At 71.0% G+C, this 18,062-nt stretch carries 15 protein-coding genes and 1 tRNA gene; 15 read left to right on the forward strand and 1 reads right to left on the reverse strand.

Annotated elements, in window-relative coordinates; genetic code table 11:
• Positions 1-70 precede the first annotated feature (70 nt).
• Positions 71-142: transfer RNA gene (locus ACZ4WQ_RS19535), tRNA-Arg, on the reverse strand.
• A gap of 235 nt (positions 143-377) precedes the next feature.
• On the opposite strand from ACZ4WQ_RS19535, the gene ACZ4WQ_RS19540 reads away from it, so the two are divergent.
• From ACZ4WQ_RS19540 to ACZ4WQ_RS19610, 15 genes are all read left to right on the forward strand, one after another.
• Positions 378-806, forward strand: coding sequence for a response regulator (locus ACZ4WQ_RS19540; protein ID WP_311727852.1), 429 nt, complete (start codon positions 378-380; stop codon positions 804-806).
• 157 nt (positions 807-963) lie between these two features.
• On the forward strand, positions 964-1,977 hold the full coding sequence (gene nrtL, locus ACZ4WQ_RS19545; RefSeq protein WP_398371476.1) for an ArgS-related anticodon-binding protein NrtL: 1,014 nt from the start codon (positions 964-966) through the stop codon (positions 1,975-1,977).
• A 19-nt stretch (positions 1,978-1,996) separates the two neighbouring features.
• Positions 1,997-3,388: a diaminopimelate decarboxylase gene (lysA, locus tag ACZ4WQ_RS19550; RefSeq protein ID WP_311727854.1), complete on the forward strand. Its 1,392-nt coding sequence runs from the start codon at positions 1,997-1,999 to the stop codon at positions 3,386-3,388.
• Between the two features lie 128 nt (positions 3,389-3,516).
• Positions 3,517-4,809 (forward strand): homoserine dehydrogenase, encoded by a 1,293-nt coding sequence (locus ACZ4WQ_RS19555; protein WP_311727855.1) that lies wholly within the window; start codon positions 3,517-3,519, stop codon positions 4,807-4,809.
• Positions 4,810-4,837: 28 nt separating this feature from the next.
• On the forward strand, positions 4,838-5,953 hold the full coding sequence (thrC, locus tag ACZ4WQ_RS19560) for a threonine synthase (protein WP_398371479.1): 1,116 nt from the start codon (positions 4,838-4,840) through the stop codon (positions 5,951-5,953).
• A gap of 429 nt (positions 5,954-6,382) precedes the next feature.
• Entirely contained in the window at positions 6,383-7,297 is a 915-nt protein-coding gene (gene thrB / locus ACZ4WQ_RS19565) for a homoserine kinase (RefSeq protein ID WP_311727857.1), read from the forward strand.
• Between the two features lie 436 nt (positions 7,298-7,733).
• On the forward strand, positions 7,734-9,899 hold the full coding sequence (gene rho, locus ACZ4WQ_RS19570) for a transcription termination factor Rho (RefSeq protein WP_385339143.1): 2,166 nt from the start codon (positions 7,734-7,736) through the stop codon (positions 9,897-9,899).
• A gap of 368 nt (positions 9,900-10,267) precedes the next feature.
• Positions 10,268-11,398: an LCP family protein gene (locus tag ACZ4WQ_RS19575; protein ID WP_385339140.1), complete on the forward strand. Its 1,131-nt coding sequence runs from the start codon at positions 10,268-10,270 to the stop codon at positions 11,396-11,398.
• A 192-nt stretch (positions 11,399-11,590) separates the two neighbouring features.
• Entirely contained in the window at positions 11,591-11,815 is a 225-nt protein-coding gene (gene rpmE, locus ACZ4WQ_RS19580) for a 50S ribosomal protein L31 (RefSeq protein WP_311727860.1), read from the forward strand.
• 152 nt (positions 11,816-11,967) lie between these two features.
• Positions 11,968-13,038: a peptide chain release factor 1 gene (gene prfA, locus ACZ4WQ_RS19585; RefSeq protein WP_311727861.1), complete on the forward strand. Its 1,071-nt coding sequence runs from the start codon at positions 11,968-11,970 to the stop codon at positions 13,036-13,038.
• A gap of 49 nt (positions 13,039-13,087) precedes the next feature.
• Positions 13,088-13,933, forward strand: coding sequence for a peptide chain release factor N(5)-glutamine methyltransferase (prmC, locus tag ACZ4WQ_RS19590; protein WP_311727862.1), 846 nt, complete (start codon positions 13,088-13,090; stop codon positions 13,931-13,933).
• 68 nt (positions 13,934-14,001) lie between these two features.
• Complete coding sequence (locus tag ACZ4WQ_RS19595; protein ID WP_311727989.1) at positions 14,002-14,649, forward strand: L-threonylcarbamoyladenylate synthase; 648 nt, start codon at positions 14,002-14,004, stop codon at positions 14,647-14,649.
• On the forward strand, positions 14,646-15,305 hold the full coding sequence (locus ACZ4WQ_RS19600; protein WP_385339133.1) for an arsenate reductase/protein-tyrosine-phosphatase family protein: 660 nt from the start codon (positions 14,646-14,648) through the stop codon (positions 15,303-15,305). Before ACZ4WQ_RS19595 ends, ACZ4WQ_RS19600 begins: the two co-directional genes overlap by 4 nt.
• 91 nt (positions 15,306-15,396) lie before the next feature.
• Positions 15,397-16,725, forward strand: a complete 1,329-nt coding sequence (locus ACZ4WQ_RS19605; protein ID WP_385339130.1) for a serine hydroxymethyltransferase — start codon at positions 15,397-15,399, stop codon at positions 16,723-16,725.
• Positions 16,726-16,817: 92 nt separating this feature from the next.
• Positions 16,818-18,041, forward strand: coding sequence for a cytochrome P450 (locus ACZ4WQ_RS19610; RefSeq protein ID WP_311727864.1), 1,224 nt, complete (start codon positions 16,818-16,820; stop codon positions 18,039-18,041).
• The last annotated feature ends 21 nt before the right edge of the window (positions 18,042-18,062 follow it).

Below are 18,062 nucleotides of genomic sequence, written 5' to 3' on the forward strand. Positions count from 1 at the left end.
CGGACTCAGCATTAGACCCCGCATCCAGCGTCTTGGCTGGTGGCGGGGTCTTCTGGCACTTCGAGTGAAGTGCCCCCGGCAGGATTCGAACCTGCGCACACGGCTCCGGAGGCCGTTGCTCTATCCCCTGAGCTACGGGGGCGGCGTCGCTGTTGTTTGCGGCGACGGGTAGAACCCTACCAGCTTGCTCAGGGTGGTCATGAACGCTTTTCGAGGGTGGGCGGAGGGGGCGGTCGGCAGGGGTCTGGACCGCGAGCGGAGGGGGGTATACCGCATTCTGGGGCCTGGCGGTGGCGTCTTGAGGAAAGGTCCCCCGCACGTGGCGGAAGTGGGCAAAACCCGGACGCAGCGCTGGGTGCGCGCCTACCCTTCGAGATGTGCCTGGCTTGTCCGGCCGGGTCCTTGTCGTCGACGACAACAAGGTCATCCGGCAGCTGATCAGGGTCAACCTCGAGCTTGAGGGCTTCGAGGTCGTGACCGCGGCCGATGGTGCCGAGTGCCTGGAGATCGTTCACCAGGTGAGGCCCGATGTGATCACTCTCGATGTCGTGATGCCCAGACTGGATGGGCTTCATACGGCATCCCGGTTACGTGCCGATGCGCGTACGTGTCATGTGCCCGTCGCGATCATCAGCGCGTGTACGCAGTACGAAGTGGATAGCGGCAGGGCCGCGGGGGTGGATGCGTTCCTTGCGAAACCCTTTGAGCCCGCCGCGCTGGTGAAGCTCGTGCGACGGCTGATGGCCCGGGGCGCCGCTGCGGCGGCGCCCGGGGATGCGGAGCCCGTTGTGGGGCCCACGGGCTGAGTCCGTGGGCCTGGGTGCGGGGCCGGGGCGGGCTGTCCTCTGTCCCGGTTCCCGCGCCCGGTCCCCGCGTCCGGTTGTCGGGCTGGGCTGGGTGTTCGCCGTCCGAGGGGCGAAACCCATTCGCGGGGTCGCCCCCCTCCTCCCATACGCTTGTGCCGTGACACCCGCCCAGCTCTCCCGCACCGTGCTACAGACCGTGCGTCGCGCCGTCGAGGCCGACGAGCTGCGGGTGGCTGTGCTGCCGGAGCGGGTGAAGGTGCAGACTCCGCCGCGGGCGGGGTGTGGGGATTACGCGACTAATGTGGCGCTCCAGCTTGCAAAGCTCGTAAAGGGGGATGGCGGGCCCTCGGCCGCCCTGCGGGTGGCCGAGGTGTTGCGGCGGCGGCTGGTGCGTACGCCCGGGATTGCCCGGGTGGAGATCGCCGGGCCCGGGTTTTTGAACATCACCGTCGATCCCGGCGGGCATGCCGCGCTCGTGCGCGGTGTGCTGGAGCGCGGGGAGGCCTACGGGCACTCGGACGCCCTCGCCGGTACGCGGGTGACGCTTGCGCCTGCGCGGGAGGTACGTGGGGCGCTGGTCGGGGTCGTCGTGGGGCGGCTCGTGGACGTTTGTGGGGGAGAGGGCGAGGTCGCTGACGGGGGTGAGGTGCTCGGCGTGCGGCCGGTCGAGGTCGACGCTGAGGAGCTGCTCGGGCGGCTCGGGAGCGACGGCGCCCGTTGGGCGCTGCTACGGCCTGCCGCGCACGATCTGCCCGACCTCGATCCCGGTCGGCTCCTCGCCCAGCGGGAGAGCAACGCCTTGTTCCGGGTGCGGTACGCCCATGCCCGGGTTCGGGGCCTCCTCAGGAACGGGCATCAGCTCGGGGTTCACAGCAGCCCCGACGCTGCGTACGGCCATCCCGCCGAGGTCGCGTTGATCTCCCTCCTCGGCGACTACCCCCGCCTCCTCGAATCCGCCGCCCGCCACCGCGCCCCCGACCGCCTCGCCCGGCACCTGGAAGCCACCGCCGACGCGTTCTTCCGCTTCCACGACGCGTGCCCGCCCCTCCCGCGCGGCGAGCAGAAACCCTCGGCCGCCCACCGCTCCCGGCTGGCCCTTGCCGAGGCCGCCGGGGCGGTGCTGGCCGGCGGCCTGCATCTGCTCGGCATCAGCGCACCGGAACATCTGTGAGACACCTGAGAGAGACGCCATGAGCCGTTCCGCACACCCCGCCGGGCCCCGCTACGCCGATGTGCTGCCCGAGGGGCACTACGCCGCACCGCCCACCGATCTCAACGCCCTGGACCCGCGCGTATGGGCCCGTACGGTCGACCGTGACGCCGACGGGGTGGTCACCGTCGGCGGGGTGGACGTGAAGACGCTGGCCGAGGAGTTCGGGACGCCCGGGTACTTCCTCGACGAGACCGACTTCCGGGCCCGCTGCCGGGCCTGGCGGGAGGCGTTCGGGGAGGACGCCGATGTGTTCTACGCCGGGAAGGCCTTCCTGTGCCGCGCCGTGGTGCGCTGGCTCAACGAGGAGGGGCTGAACCTCGACGTGTGCTCCGCCGGGGAGCTGGCGACCGCGCTGGGCGCCGGGATGCCGGCCGAGCGGATCGCCCTGCACGGGAACAACAAGAGCGAGGCGGAGATCCGCCGGGCCGTCGAGGCCGGGGTGGGGCGGATTGTGCTCGACTCGTTCCAGGAGATCGTGCGCGTCGCGCACATCGCGGAGCGGCTCGGCAAGCGGCAGCGGGTGCAGATCCGGGTGACGGTCGGGGTTGAGGCGCACACCCATGAGTTCATCGCTACCGCCCACGAGGATCAGAAGTTCGGCATTCCGCTGGCCGGCGGGCTGGCCGCGGAGGCCGTGCGGCGGGCGCTGAAGCTCGACGGGCTCGAGCTCATCGGCGTCCACTCGCACATCGGGTCGCAGATCTTCGACACCTCGGGCTTCGAGGTGGCCGCCCACCGCGTGGTGGGGCTGCTCAAGGAGGTCCGGGACGAGCACGGCGTCGAGCTGCCCGAGATCGACCTCGGTGGCGGCCTCGGCATCGCGTACACCTCCGAGGACGACCCCCGCGAGCCGTACGAGATCGCCAAGGCGCTCCGCGACATCGTCCACCGCGAGTGCGAGTCCGCCGGTCTCGCGGTGCCGCGGCTGTCGGTGGAGCCGGGGCGGGCCATCGCCGGGCCGACCGCGTTCACGCTGTACGAGGTGGGGACGGTCAAGGAGCTGCCGGCGCTGCGGACCTACGTCAGCGTCGACGGCGGGATGTCCGACAACATCCGTACCGCGCTGTACGACGCCGAGTACTCGGTGGCGCTGGTCTCCCGTACGTCCACCGCCGAGCCGATGCTCTCGCGCGTGGTCGGCAAGCACTGCGAGTCCGGCGACATCGTCGTACGGGACGCCTTCCTGCCCGCCGACCTGGCGCCCGGGGACCTGATCGCCGTCCCCGCCACCGGCGCGTACTGCCGCTCCATGGCGAGCAACTACAACCACGCGCTCCGCCCGCCCGTCGTCGCCGTGAAGGACGGGCAGGCGCGCGAGATCGTCCGGCGCGAGACGGAGGAAGATCTCCTGCGGCTCGATGTCGGTTAGCCGAGCAAGCCGAGTAGTAGCTGGCTCGGCTGGCGAGAAACAAATCTCGGATACTGGACCAGGGGTAGAAAGTCCCGTCCAGTGAGTGAGACTGGTGCACCACCTAGATGGATGAGAAGCGAGGTCGGATGATGCGTACGCGTCCGCTGAAAGTGGCGCTGCTGGGCTGTGGAGTGGTCGGCTCAGAGGTGGCGCGCATCATGACGACGCACGCGGCGGACCTCACGGCGCGCATCGGCGCCCCGGTCGAGCTGGCCGGGATCGCCGTGCGCCGCCCCAACCGGGTGCGGGACGGGGTGCCGGCCGAGCTGATCACCACCGACGCCACCGCGCTGGTCAAACGTGGCGACATCGACGTCGTGGTTGAGGTCATCGGCGGCATCGAGCCCGCCCGTACCCTCATCACCACCGCCTTCGAGCACGGCGCCAGCGTGGTGTCCGCGAACAAGGCGCTGGTCGCCCAGGACGGCGCGGCGCTGCACGCGGCCGCGCAGGAGCGCGGCGCCGACCTGTACTACGAGGCCGCCGTCGCGGGTGCGATCCCGCTGGTGCGGCCGCTGCGCGAGTCCCTGGCCGGGGACAAGGTCAACCGGGTTCTCGGCATCGTCAACGGCACCACCAACTTCATCCTGGACCGGATGGACACCAGCGGCGCCGGATACAGCGAGGCCCTGGACGAGGCCACCGCGCTCGGGTACGCCGAGGCCGACCCGACCGCCGATGTGGAGGGCTTCGACGCCGCCGCGAAGGCCGCGATCCTGGCCGGGATCGCCTTCCACACCCGGGTCACCCTCGACGATGTGCACCGCGAGGGCATCACCGAGGTGACCGCCTCCGACATCGCCTCCGCCAAGCGCATGGGCTGCACGGTCAAGCTGCTGGCCATCTGCGAGCGCGCCGAGGACGGCCAGTCGGTCACCGCGCGGGTGCACCCGGCCATGATCCCGCTGAGCCACCCCCTCGCCTCCGTCCGCGAGGCGTACAACGCGGTGTTCGTCGAGGCCGAGGCCGCCGGCCGGCTGATGTTCTACGGGCCCGGGGCCGGCGGCTCGCCGACCGCCTCGGCCGTCCTCGGCGATCTGGTCGCCGCCTGCCGGAACAAGCTGGCCCAGTCCACCGGACCCGGCGAGTCCGCATACACCCGGCTCCCCGTCAGCCCCATGGGCGACGTGATCACGCGCTACCACATCAGCCTGGACGTCGCCGATAAACCAGGAGTTCTCGCGTCGGTCGCCACGGTTTTCGCCGAGCACGGCGTATCCATCGATACCGTCCGCCAGCAGGGCAAGGACGGTGAGGCGTCCCTCGTCGTGGTCACCCACCGGGCGAGCGACGCGGCCCTGACGGCCACCGTCGAGGCGCTGCGCAGGCTGGACACCGTCCGTGATGTCGCCAGCATCATGCGGGTTGAGGGCGAGTAGAGGGTGAGTAGGGGAGTAAAGGAAGATCATGAACACAATCGCTGACGCCGGGCCCGCGATGTCCGGCACCCGCCGGTGGCACGGCTGGCGGGGCATCATCGAGGAGTACCGCGACCGGCTGCCGGTCAGCGAGACGACCCCCGTCGTCACCCTGCGTGAGGGCGGCACCCCGCTCGTCCCCGCCCAGGTGCTCTCCGAGCGCACCGGCTGTGAGGTGCACCTCAAGGTCGAGGGAGCCAACCCCACCGGGTCCTTCAAGGACCGCGGCATGACCATGGCCATCAGCATGGCCAAGGAGGCGGGCGCCGAGGCCGTCATCTGCGCCTCCACCGGCAACACCTCGGCCTCCGCGGCCGCCTACGCGGTGCGCGCCGGGATGGTCTGCGCCGTCCTCGTCCCGCAGGGCAAGATCGCGCTGGGCAAGATGGGCCAGGCCCTGGTCCACGGCTCCAAGATCCTCCAGGTCGACGGCAACTTCGACGACTGCCTGGAGCTGGCCCGCTCGCTGTCCGAGAAGTACCCGGTGGCGCTGGTCAATTCGGTCAACCCGGCCCGTATCGAAGGGCAGAAGACCGCGTCCTTCGAGATCGTCGACATGCTCGGCGACGCGCCCGACATCCATGTGCTGCCGGTCGGCAACGCGGGCAACATCACGGCCTACTGGAAGGGCTACAAGGAGTACGCGACGGACGGCCCGTTCGGCGCGCTCGCCTCCCGTACGCCCCGGATGTGGGGGTTCCAGGCCTCCGGCTCGGCGCCCATCGTGCGCGGTGAGCCGGTCAGGAACCCGAGCACCATCGCCACCGCGATCCGCATCGGCAACCCCGCCTCGTGGGCCTTCGCCGAGCAGGCGCGCGACGAGTCGGGCGGCCTCATCGACGAGGTGACCGACCGTCAAATCCTCGCCGCCTACCGGCTGCTCGCCGCCCAGGAGGGCGTTTTCGTCGAGCCGGCCTCCGCCGCGAGCGTCGCGGGTCTGCTCAAGGCCGCCGAGCAGGGTCTGGTCGACCCCGGCCAGCGCATCGTGTGCACGGTGACCGGCAACGGCCTCAAGGACCCGGACTGGGCGGTGGCGGGTGCCCCGCAGCCGGTCACGGTGCCGGTGGACGCGGACGCGGCGGCCGAGCGGCTCGGGCTGGCCTGATCCGGCCGTTACGCGGTCGCAGGTCGCAGGTCGCAGGTCGCAGGTCGCCAGGGGCCGGTCGGGTCGATCTCCGGTTCCAGGGGCCCTGGTTCATGTGGCGCCGGTGGGCCGGGCGGAGCTGTCCGCCCGGCCCACCGGCGCCGAGCCTCAAGATCCACTAGAGTGCGGGCGGAGAAGTACGGGAGCGAGGAGGGCGCGCGGAGCGCTCCAGTAGAGTGGTCGCGGACGACGAGAGGGAGCGCGACACGCACCGTGCGCCTCCCGTGCGCCCTATGTCGCCACAGAACCTTCCTTCGATAGGCTGTACTGAATCCGCCCCGACGCAGAGCAGCCGCCTCTGCACGGCGTTGCCGTACTTCCCGTCACGGCCCTCGCGGTGTTCCGTACCTCTTCGAGCAATCCCAGTCACACAAGGAGAGTCATCGAGCGATGGCCGGTCCAGCGTTCCGCGCCGCCGCCGTCCGAGTGCGCGTGCCCGCCACGAGCGCCAACCTCGGTCCCGGTTTCGACGCCCTCGGCCTGGCCCTGGGGCTCTACGACGACGTGGTGGTCCGGGTGGCCGACTCCGGCCTGCACATCGACATCGCCGGCGAGGGCGCCGAGACGCTGCCGCGCGACGAGGGTCATCTGCTCGTACGCTCCCTGCGCACCGCCTTCGACCTGCTGGGCGGTCAGCCGCGCGGCCTCGAGGTCGTGTGCGCCAACCGGATCCCGCACGGGCGGGGCCTGGGCTCCTCCTCGGCCGCCATCTGCGCCGGGATAGTCGCGGCCCGCGCGGTGACCATAGGCGGCGCCGAGAGGCTCGACGACGCGGCGCTGCTGGAGCTGGCCACCGAGATCGAGGGCCACCCCGACAATGTCGCCGCCTGTCTGCTCGGCGGCTTCACCCTGGCCTGGACGGACGCGGGGGCCGCCCGGGCGATCAGAATGGACCCTGCGGATTCCATCGTTCCGGTGGTCTTCGTGCCGGGCCGGCCGGTGCTCACGGAGACGGCCCGGGGGCTGCTGCCGCGCTCCGTTCCGCATGTGGACGCCGCGGCGAACGCGGGGCGCGCCGCGCTGCTGGTGGAGGCGCTGACCAGGCGCCCCGAGCTGCTGCTCGCGGCGACGGAGGACCGGCTGCACCAGGAGTACCGCGCGCCGGCGATGCCCGAGAGCGTGACCCTGGTGAACCGGCTGCGGGCGGACGGCGTCCCCGCGGTCATCTCGGGCGCGGGCCCCACGGTGCTCGCGCTGGTCGAAGACGGTGCGGCCGACAAGGTCGCACGGCTGGCGGGCGAGGGGTGGGCGGCCAATCGGCTGGCTCTCGACGCCGGGGGGGCGAGCGTCCTGCCGCTCACCTGACACCGCGGACGCCCGATGCGGCCCAGGCGGGCCTCGCGAGTCCCGAAAAACTCGATAGCCGGTCTTGGAGAGGGGGAATGTTTGTTGGATCCGGTAGTGTTAACCTCAAGTCTGCACTTGATGCCTCATGCTCGGAGTGATCGCCGGGCGGGGAGGCGCAGTGCTCAGTGTCCCCCTCCGGGACCACCTTTCTTCCGGGAGCCTCCCAAACTGCCTGAGCAGCCTGCCTGAGCAGTTCCGAGCACGCTCCGGAGCTCCGGAATGGCGTGGCGGATTCAGGCAAAGCCTCCGTCGCGTCGGAACCAATGAATTGATCTCTCCGCCACACCTGGCGGACCTCCGCCCCGGCCGGTCCGCACGAGAAGGACCACAGCCGGACAGCACAACCGGTCGCCGAGCCAGACAGGCCGACGCCCGCTCCAGGGAAGGACCCTTCGTGAGCGACACCACCGATCTGATGGGCGTGAACGCCTCCGGCACCTCCGACAGCGGTGTCGGCAATGCCGCGCCCGCCACGGACGCTTCCGCGCCTGCCACCGGTGCTGCCACTGGCGCTGCCCCGCGGCGACGCCGCTCGGGCACCGGCCTCGACGCCATGGTCCTGGCCGAGCTCCAGCAGCTCGCCTCGAGCCTCGGCATCAGGGGCACCGCGCGGATGCGCAAGAGCCAGCTGATCGAGGTCATCAAGGAGAAGCAGGCCTCCGGCTCCGGCGCCTCCGCCAAGTCCGCCGAGGCCGCCCCCGCCGCCGCTGAGGGGGTGACAAAGCCCAAGCGCCGTACGACGTCCAAGGCCCGTACGGGCGAGGACGCCGAGCCGGCCGCGGCCAAGGCCGCCACCAAGGCCGAGCCCGCCGCCAAGGACGAGCAGTCCGCGAAGGCGGAGAAGGCCACTGCTCAGCAGCAGATCGAGATTCCCGGCCAGCCGGGTGAGCCCGCCGCCGACGAGCAGCCGGCCGAGGGACGCCGCCGCCGGCGGGCCACCGCGCCCGTCACCGCCACGACCGACAGCGCTTCCACCGCCACCGCCGTCGAGACCAAGACGGAGGCCAAGGCCGAGGCCGCGGTCAAGACCGAGCCCGCCGCCAAGGCCGAAGCCGCCGTGGACACGGCCGAGGGCAAGGGCATCAAGGGCCAGGACCGGTCCGAGCGCGGCGAGCGCGCCCAGAAGAGCGACCGCCGGGAGCGCGGCGGCCAGCGCGAGCGTGACGGCCGCGATGGCCGTGACGGCCGTGATGGCCGTGACGGCCGTGACCGCCGCGGCGGCAAGGGCGAGGACAGCGCCGCGCAGGGCGGCGGCCGCCAGCAGCGCGACGGTCGTGGCCAGGGCCAGCAGCGCCCCGGCGCCGACGAGATGGACGACGACTTCGACGGCGGGCGGCGCGGGCGCCGCGGCCGTTACCGGGACCGCCGTGGCCGCCGTGGCCGCGACGACTTCGGCAACGAGCCGCAGGTGTCCGAGGACGACGTCCTGATCCCGGTCGCGGGCATCCTCGACATCCTCGACAACTACGCGTTCATCCGGACCTCCGGCTATCTGCCGGGCCCCAACGACGTGTACGTCTCGCTGGCTCAGGTCCGCAAGAACGGCCTGCGCAAGGGCGACCACGTCACCGGCGCGGTCCGTCAGCCGCGCGAGGGCGAGCGCCGCGAGAAGTTCAACGCCCTCGTCCGCCTCGACTCGGTCAACGGCATGGCGCCCGAAACCGGCCGCGGGCGGCCGGAGTTCGGCAAGCTGACCCCGCTGTACCCGCAGGACCGACTGCGTCTGGAGACCGAGGCCGGCGGGCTGACGACCCGCATCATCGATCTGGTCGCGCCGATCGGCAAGGGTCAGCGTGGTCTGATCGTGGCCCCGCCGAAGACCGGTAAGACCATGATCATGCAGGCGATCGCCAACGCGATCACCCGCAACAGCCCCGAGTGCCATCTGATGGTCGTCCTCGTCGACGAGCGGCCGGAAGAGGTCACCGACATGCAGCGGTCGGTCAAGGGCGAGGTCATCTCCTCGACCTTCGACCGCCCGGCCGAGGACCACACCACCGTCGCCGAGCTGGCCATCGAGCGGGCCAAGCGCCTGGTCGAGCTGGGGCATGACGTGGTCGTCCTGCTGGACTCCATCACCCGCCTGGGCCGTGCGTACAACCTCGCGGCCCCCGCCTCCGGCCGCATCCTGTCCGGTGGTGTCGACTCGACCGCGCTGTACCCGCCGAAGAAGTTCTTCGGCGCCGCGCGCAACATCGAGGACGGCGGCTCGCTGACCATCCTGGCCACCGCGCTGGTCGAGACCGGCTCGCGGATGGACGAGGTGATCTTCGAGGAGTTCAAGGGCACCGGCAACATGGAGCTCAGGCTCGACCGGAAGCTCGCCGACAAGCGCATCTTCCCGGCGGTCGACGTCGACGCGTCCAGCACCCGCAAGGAGGAGATCCTCCTCGCGCCCGAGGAGCTGAACATCGTCTGGAAGCTGCGCCGGGTGCTGCACGCGCTCGACTCGCAGCAGGCGATCGAGCTGCTCCTGGACAAGATGAAGCAGACGAAGTCGAACGCCGAGTTCCTGATGCAGATCGCCAAGACCACGCCCACCCCGGGCAACGGCGACTGACCAGCAGCGCTCAACGAATGACGAGGGCCTCTCCGCCACGGCGGAGAGGCCCTCGTCACGTTGCCCCCTTTTGTAGCGGCTTCGCCTCCGGGCGCTCGGGTCCCCTGTGGCTCAGTCTCTTGAGATCTGGGCCACATCCCTCCTCATCCCCGTCGACCTGCGCGATCTCCGTCGTACGCGACGAAGGCGCAGGTCAGCCGGGTGGCCCTGGAAGATCGGCCGGTCGGGGGGTCGATCGGCTCGCCGCCGGAACGGGAGAGGTCCGTATGCAACCCTGACCCTCGACCTGTCGTCTGTCAGGTCGAATCACGGCGAGACCAGGCCTGACCGTGGTGGGGGGTAACCGGACATCGAGGACTGAGGAGCGCATGGCTGACGACGGCAACAGCACACCGGAGTATTCGCGCCCGGGCCGGGGCGGGGGCAGCGGCCGCCGCCGCAAGGTGCCGGCGCCCCGCAGTACGGGCCGCAGGGTGCTGCGCGGCACGGTGTGGACGCTGGGGACCGTGCTGGTCCTCGGCGGCGCGGGGATCGGCTATCTCTACTACAAACTGGACGGCAACCTCACCGGGGTCAACATCAACGCCGCCCTCGGCTCCGACCGTCCCAAGAACATCGACAACGGCTCCATGGACATCCTGGTCCTCGGCTCCGACTCACGGGCCGGCAAGAACGGCCAGTACGGCAAGGACGAGGGCACCTCGCGCTCCGACACCGCGATGATCGTGCACGTCTACAAGGGCCGGCAGAAGGCCAGTGTCGTCAGCATCCCGCGCGACACCCTGGTCCGGCGCCCCGCCTGTGAGAAGGACGGCCAGACGGCCCCTGCCGAGCGCCTGGCGATGTTCAACTCCGCGTACGAGGTCGGCGGCCCGGCCTGCGCCGTCAAGACCGTCGAGTCGCTGACCGGCATCCGCATGGACCACTACCTCGAGGTCGACTTCTCCGGCTTCAAACACCTCATAGACCAGCTCGGCGGCGTGGACATCACCACCACCAAGCCGATCCACGACGCCAAGAGCCACCTCGACCTGGCGCCCGGCGCGCACAAGCTCAACGGGGAGCAGTCCCTGGGCCTGGTGCGCACCCGGCACGGCGTCGGCGACGGCAGCGACCTCGGCCGGATCAAGCTCCAGCAGGCGTTCGTCAAGGCGCTGCTGGACCAGATCAAGTCCGTGGACCTGTTCAGCAGCCCGAAGAAGCTCTACGGGCTCGCCGACACCTCCACCAAGGCGCTGACCACCGACTCCGAGCTGGCCTCGGTCAACAAGCTGTACGGCTTCTCCAAGAGCCTGAAGAACATCGGCTCGGGGGACATGCGGATGGTGACGCTGCCCGTGCGGTACGACCCGAACAACCCGAACCGCGTGGTGCCGATCGAATCCAAGGCCCGGCAGGTCTGGCGGGCGCTGCGCTGGGACAAGCCGATCCCCGCCTCCGCGACCAAGGGCTCGGCGGGCGAGGCGACCAGCGCCGGCAAGGTCGTCCAGAAGCCCTGAGTGCGGTTCTTCCGGCCCCGGCCCCCGGACTCCGGACCCCCGGCCCCGGGGGTCGGGGCGCCCGGGAATATCTGGGCCCCACCCCCGGTTTTGGGGGATGCGGCCAGTCCTGGCAGACTGGACCGTCGGCCCCGGTTCACGTCAGGCAACCAGCCTGTCGACCCGGAGCCCTCCCGAACCTAGGAGAATCCCTTGAAGCGCGACATTCACCCGGAGTACGTCGAGACGCAGGTCAGCTGCACCTGTGGCGCCTCGTTCACGACCCGTAGCACCGTGGCGGGCGGCACCATCCGTTCCGACATCTGCTCCGAGTGCCACCCCTTCTACACGGGCAAGCAGAAGATCCTCGACACCGGTGGCCGTGTGGCGCGGTTCGAGGCCCGCTTCGGCAAGAACGCCGGGTCCGCGAAGAAGTAGCGACCCGCACGGCGCCGGTCTTCGGCCGCCCCTTCCCTGGGGCGGCCGGACCGGCGTTTTGTCGTCACGGCTTGTCGTTGTCGCCGTTACGGTCCTTCACTCTCTGCACACAGCCCCCCACGCAGCCCATTCCACGCAACCAGGAGCCCTTGATGTTCGAGGCGGTCGAGGAACTGATCGGCGAACACGCCGACCTCGAGAAGCGGCTCGCCGACCCCGCGGTCCACGCCGACCAGCGCGAGGCGATGCGGCTGGGCAAGCGCTATGCCGAGCTGACCCCCATCGTCGGCACGTACCGCTCCTGGAAGCAGACCGGCGAGGACATCGAGACGGCGCGGGAGCTGGCCCACGACGACCCCGACTTCGCCGACGAGGTCAAGGAGCTGGAGGGCCGGCGCGAGGAGCTGACCGAGCGGCTGCGGCTGCTGCTGGTCCCGCGCGACCCCAGCGACGACAAGGACGTGATCCTCGAGGTCAAGGCCGGCGAGGGCGGCGAGGAGTCGGCGCTGTTCGCGGGCGACCTGCTGCGGATGTATCTGCGCTACGCCGAGCGCGTCGGCTGGAAGACCGAGATCCTCGACGCCAACGAGTCCGACCTCGGCGGCTACAAGGACGTCCAGGTCGCGGTGAAGGCCAAGGGCAACCCGGAGCCCGGCCAGGGCGTGTGGGCCCGGCTGAAGTACGAGGGCGGCGTGCACCGCGTGCAGCGGGTGCCGGCCACCGAGTCGCAGGGCCGTATCCACACCTCAGCCGCCGGAGTGCTGGTCACCCCGGAGGCCGAGGAGGTCGAGGTCGAGATCATCCAGAACGACCTGCGGATCGACGTCTACCGGTCCTCGGGCCCCGGCGGCCAGTCGGTCAACACCACCGACTCCGCGGTGCGCATCACCCACCTGCCCACCGGCATCGTGGTCTCCTGCCAGAACGAGAAGAGCCAGCTCCAGAACAAGGAGCAGGCGCTGCGGATCCTGCGCTCGCGGCTGCTGGCCGCGGCCCAGGAGGAGGCCGAGCGGGAGGCGTCGGACGCGCGGCGCAGCCAGGTCCGCACGGTGGACCGGTCCGAGCGCATCCGCACCTACAACTTTCCGGAAAACCGGATCTCGGACCACCGGGTCGGCTTCAAGGCGTACAACTTGGACCAGGTGCTCGACGGCGAACTCGATCCGGTCATCCAGGCGTGTGTCGACGCCGACGCCGCCGCCAAGCTCGCGGCCGCGCAGTAGGGCCACACCCTTAGCCTTAGCCTTTGTCCGGACCGGCTGGAGGAATTCAGTGAATGTGCTGCTCGCCGAGGTGGCGCAGGCCACTCAGCGGCTGGCCGACGCCGGCGTGCCGTCTCCGCGTTTCGACGCCGAGGAACTGGCCGCCTTTGTGCACGGCGTCAAGCGGGGTGAGCTGCACAGCGTCGCCGACGCCGACTTCGACGCCCGCTACTGGGAGGCCGTCGCCCGCCGCGAGGCCCGGGAACCCCTTCAGCACATCACCGGCCGCGCCTTCTTCCGCTATCTGGAGCTCCAGGTGGGCCCCGGCGTCTTCGTGCCCCGCCCCGAGACCGAGTCGGTCGTCGGCTGGGCCATAGACGCGGTACGCGCCATGGACGTCGTCGAGCCGCTGATCGTGGACCTGTGCACCGGTTCCGGCGCCATCGCCCTGGCGCTGGCCCAGGAGGTGCCGCGGTCGCGGGTGCACGCCGTGGAGCTGGACGAGTCCGCCCTGACGTGGGCCCGCAAGAACGTCGAGGGGTCCCGCGTCGTTCTCCACCACGGAGACGCGCTGAGGGCCCTGCCCGAGCTCGACGGACAGGTGGACCTGGTGATCAGCAACCCGCCGTACATCCCGCTGACCGAGTGGGAGTATGTCGCCCCCGAGGCCCGCGACCACGACCCCCAGGTGGCGCTGTTCTCCGGCGAGGACGGCCTCGATGTGATCCGCGGGCTGGAGCGCACCGCCCACCGGCTGCTGCGCCCCGGCGGGGTCGTGGTCATCGAGCACGCCGACACCCAGGGCGGCCAGGTGCCGTGGATCTTCACGGAGGAGCGTGGCTGGGCGGACGCCGCCGACCACCCCGACCTGAACAAGCGGCCCCGCTTCGCCACCGCGCGGAAGGCCATGCCGTGATCCGAGCGGACGGAAAGTAGCGATCCGGTGATGTTCCGCACTGCCGGATACCCAGCGAAGGAGAAATGATGGCACGGCGATACGACTGCGGCGACCCGACCGACCGCAAGACCGGCCTGCGTGAGGCCGCGTCCGCCGTCCGCCGCGGCGAGCTGGTCGTGCTGCCCACCGACACCGTGTACGGGATCGGTGCGGACGCCTTCAACGCCGAGGCCGTCGGCGATCTGCTGGAGGCCAAGGGCCGCGGCCGCAACATGCCCACGCCCGTCCTCGTCGGCTCCCCGAACACCCTGCACGGCCTGGTCACCGACCTGTCCGAGCAGGCGTGGGAGCTCGTGGACGCCTTCTGGCCGGGCGCGCTCACCCTGGTCGCCCGGCACCAGCCGTCGCTCACCTGGGACCTGGGGGAGACCCGCGGCACCGTCGCGGTCCGGATGCCGTTGCACCCGGTCGCGATCGAGCTGCTGAACGACTTCGGCCCGATGGCCGTCTCCAGCGCCAACCTCACGGGTCACCCCTCGCCCCAGGACTGCGACGCGGCCCAGGAGATGCTCGGCGACTCGGTCTCGGTCTACCTCGACGGCGGGCCCACCCCCGCCGCCGTCCCGTCCTCCATCGTCGATGTGACCGGCAAGGTACCGGTGCTGCTGCGCGCGGGCGCCCTCACCGCCGAGCAGCTCCGGGAGGTCGTACCCGACCTCGAGGTGGCCAATTGACAGCCCCTGAGGGGCGTGGCATAGCGGAACACCGTCACCACAGCGCCGACCACACCTTCCGCATCCTCCACGTCAGCACCGGCAACGTCTGCCGCTCGCCGATCACCGAGCGGCTGACCCGGCATGCCCTCGCGGACCGCCTGGGCAGCGAGCGCACCAGCGGGCTGATCGTGGAGAGCGCCGGGACCTGGGGCCACGAGGGCGCGCCCATGGAGGCGCACGCCGCCACCGTCCTGACCGACTTCGGCGCCGACCCGGGCGGTTTCCTCGGCCGCGAGCTGCTCGACGAGCACGTCATCCGCGCCGACCTCGTCCTCACCGCGACCCGTGACCACCGCGCCCAGGTCATCTCCATGGGGCACTCGGCGGGGCTGCGCACCTTCACGCTCAAGGAGTTCACCCGGCTGGTGCGGGCCATAGACCCCGCGACGCTGCCCGATCCGGAGGAGGCGGGCGGTGTGGTGGACCGCGCCCGCGCCCTGGTCCAGGCGGCCGCCGCGCTGCGCGGCTGGCTGCTGGCGCCGACCGAGGAGGCGGACGAGGTGCACGACCCGTACGGGGCGCCGATCACCTTCTTCCGCAGCATCGGCGAAGAGATCCACGAGGCCCTGGACCCGGTGGTGACGGCCCTGACGGGGGTGCCCGCTCCCGCGTAGCCCCAGGCCGGGCCCGGGCCTACATTGGGAGGACGCACCCCTGCGCACCACTGCTCCCACGTGCGCCTGTTCTACCCGAGGCGGTGAGCCGATGGCCGCTACCCCCGCGCCGCCCCGCGGCACCCCGGCCGGGCCGCCCGGCAGCGATGCCGGGGCGGTCCGTATGACCGGTGCCCCATGGCAGCCCGACTTCGACGCGCTGCGCCGGCAGGACCCCGATATCGCCGGGGTGGTCCTGGGCGAGCTGGACCGCGTCAGCTCCGGACTCCAGCTGATCGCGGCGGAGAACTTCACCTCCCGGGCCGTGCTGGCCGCCCTGGCCTCGCCGCTGGCCAACAAGTACGCCGAGGGCTACCCGGGCGCCCGCTTCCACGGCGGGTGCGAGCTGGTCGACGTCGCCGAGCGGATCGCCATGGACCGGGCGCGGGCCCTGTTCGGCGCGGAGCACGCCAATGTGCAGCCCCACTCGGGCTCCTCGGCGGTGCTCGCCGCGTACGCCGCGCTGCTGCGGCCCGGCGACACGGTGATGGCCATGGCGCTGGCGCACGGCGGACATCTCACCCATGGCTCCCCGGCCAACTTCTCCGGCCGCTGGTTCGACTTCATCGGCTACGGCGTGGACCCGCACACCGGCCTCATCGACTACGACCAACTGCGCGACCTGGCGCGGGCCCACCGCCCCAAGGCGATCGTCTGCGGCTCGATCACCTACCCCCGCCATCTGGACTACGCCGCCTTCCGGGAGATCGCCGACGAGATCGGCGCCTACCTCATCGCGGACGCCGCCCACCCCATCGGCCTGGTGGCCGGGAAGGTGGCGCCCAACCCGGTGCCGTACGCCGACGTGGTGTGCGCCACCACGCACAAGGTGCTGCGCGGGCCCCGTGGCGGGATGGTGCTGTGCGGCGCGGACCTCGCCGAGCGGATCGACCGCGCGGTCTTCCCCTTCACGCAGGGCGGCGCCCAGATGAACAGCGTCGCCGCCAAGGCCGTGGCGTTCGGCGAGGCCGCGCAGCCCGCGTTCACCTCGTACGCGCACCGGGTCGTCGGCAACGCCCACGCACTCGCCGACGCCCTGATGGCGGAGGGGCTCCCGGTGACCACCGGCGGCACCGACACCCATCTGATCACCTTCGACCCCGCCCCGCTGGACCTGGACGGCCCCGCCGCCCGGGGCCGTTGCGCCGCGGCGGGCCTCGTGCTGGACAGCTGCGCCCTGGCGTCCGCGACCGAGCCGGGCGGCTGCGTCAAGGGCGTCCGGCTGGGCACCGCTGCGGTGACCACGCAGGGAATGGGGCCGGACGAGATGGCGCTCATCGCCACCTTGCTGATGGCGGCGCTGCGGGGCGAGGGGGCGGTGCGGCGCGAGGTGGCCGAGCTGGCCGGGAGGTTTCCGCCGTATCCGGAGCTGCGCGTATAGATCGCGTGGAGAGGCGGGCCGGTTCGGGTTGCTAGCGTTGCCCGATCTCAGGTGCCTGGTGGGTCGGTCCGGTCGGGAGGCGGGGGAAACCGATGAACGTGGTCGAGGAACTCCCCGACGACTGCACAACGCTGGACCTCACCGATCCCAGAACGTTCCAGCGCTATGACCGGAACGAGATGTGGCGGCGGCTCCGGGCGGAGCGGCCGGTGTTCTGGCATCCGCCGGGGAGCGGTCGGCCGGGATTCTGGGTGCTGACCCGGCACGCGGACATCATGGAGGTCTACCGGGACAACCGGAGATTCACCTCGGAGCGCGGAAATGTGCTGACGACGCTGCTGGCGGGCGGGGATTCGGCGGCCGGGAAGATGCTCGCGGTCACGGACGGCGCACGGCACAAGCGCTTGCGCAACGTCATGCTGAGGGTCTTTTCGCCGCGTTTTCTCGAATCCGTCGAGCAGCGTGTCCGCGAGATGGCGCGGCGGCTGCTCGGGGGCGCTGTCGAGCAGGGAGGATGCGACTTCGCCAGGGATGTGGCGGAGAAGATCCCCATGGGGACGATCTGCTATCTGCTGGGTATTCCGGAGAGCGACCAGGATCTTCTTCTGAAGCTGACGAAATCCGCGCTGAGTTCGGATCACGAGAACGCCTCGGAGTCCTCCGCCGTATGGGCCAGGAACGAGATTCTGCTCTATTTCCTGGATCTGCTCGACGGGGTTCGGAAGAACCCTCGCGAGGGCATCATCAGCGGCCTTGCGAACGGGCGGGAAGACGAGGGGAAGCTCTCCGACGAAGAGATCGTCTTCAACTGTTACAGCCTCATCATCGGCGGCGACGAAACCAGCCGGATGAGCATGATCGGAGCGATTCCGGCGCTGGCGGAGCACCCGGCCCAATGGGCGCTGCTGAGGAGCGGGGAGGTGGGTGTGGACACCGCCGCGGAGGAGGTCCTGCGCTGGACCACTCCGGCCATGCACTTCGGCCGCACCGCTGTGGAGGAGGTCACCATCGGGTCCCACACCGTCCGCCCGGGCGAGATCGTGACCCTGTGGAACTCCTCGGCGAACCGGGATGAGCGGGTGTTCGCGGACCCCGATCGTTTCCTGCTGGCCCGCACGCCCAACCGGCACCTCACCTTCGGCTACGGGCCGCACTTCTGTATCGGGGCCTATCTGGGCCGTGCGGAGGTGGCCGCCGTGCTCGACGCGTTGCGGTCCCGGGTCGTGGACCTGGCCGTCACCTCGGAACCGCGGCGGGTCCACTCGAACTTTCTGGACGGGATCAGCAGTCTCCCGGTCTCCTTCACCGCCGGATGAGCGGGGCTCATCCGGCGGCTC

The sequence above is a fragment of the Streptomyces sp. NPDC028305 genome, assembly GCF_055569495.1.

Excerpts from the sequence above, each read along its gene's own strand:
- thrB (WP_311727857.1), top strand. The coding sequence starts at position 6,383 with ATGGCCGGTCCAGCGTTCCGCGCCGCCGCCGTCCGAGTGCGCGTGCCC.
- ACZ4WQ_RS19555 (WP_311727855.1), top strand. The coding sequence starts at position 3,517 with ATGATGCGTACGCGTCCGCTGAAAGTGGCGCTGCTGGGCTGTGGAGTG.
- lysA (WP_311727854.1), top strand. The coding sequence starts at position 1,997 with ATGAGCCGTTCCGCACACCCCGCCGGGCCCCGCTACGCCGATGTGCTG.
- thrC (WP_398371479.1), top strand. The coding sequence starts at position 4,838 with ATGAACACAATCGCTGACGCCGGGCCCGCGATGTCCGGCACCCGCCGG.
- ACZ4WQ_RS19605 (WP_385339130.1), top strand. The coding sequence starts at position 15,397 with ATGGCCGCTACCCCCGCGCCGCCCCGCGGCACCCCGGCCGGGCCGCCC.
- ACZ4WQ_RS19595 (WP_311727989.1), top strand. The coding sequence starts at position 14,002 with ATGGCACGGCGATACGACTGCGGCGACCCGACCGACCGCAAGACCGGC.
- ACZ4WQ_RS19575 (WP_385339140.1), top strand. The coding sequence starts at position 10,268 with ATGGCTGACGACGGCAACAGCACACCGGAGTATTCGCGCCCGGGCCGG.
- ACZ4WQ_RS19610 (WP_311727864.1), top strand. The coding sequence starts at position 16,818 with ATGAACGTGGTCGAGGAACTCCCCGACGACTGCACAACGCTGGACCTC.
- prfA (WP_311727861.1), top strand. The coding sequence starts at position 11,968 with ATGTTCGAGGCGGTCGAGGAACTGATCGGCGAACACGCCGACCTCGAG.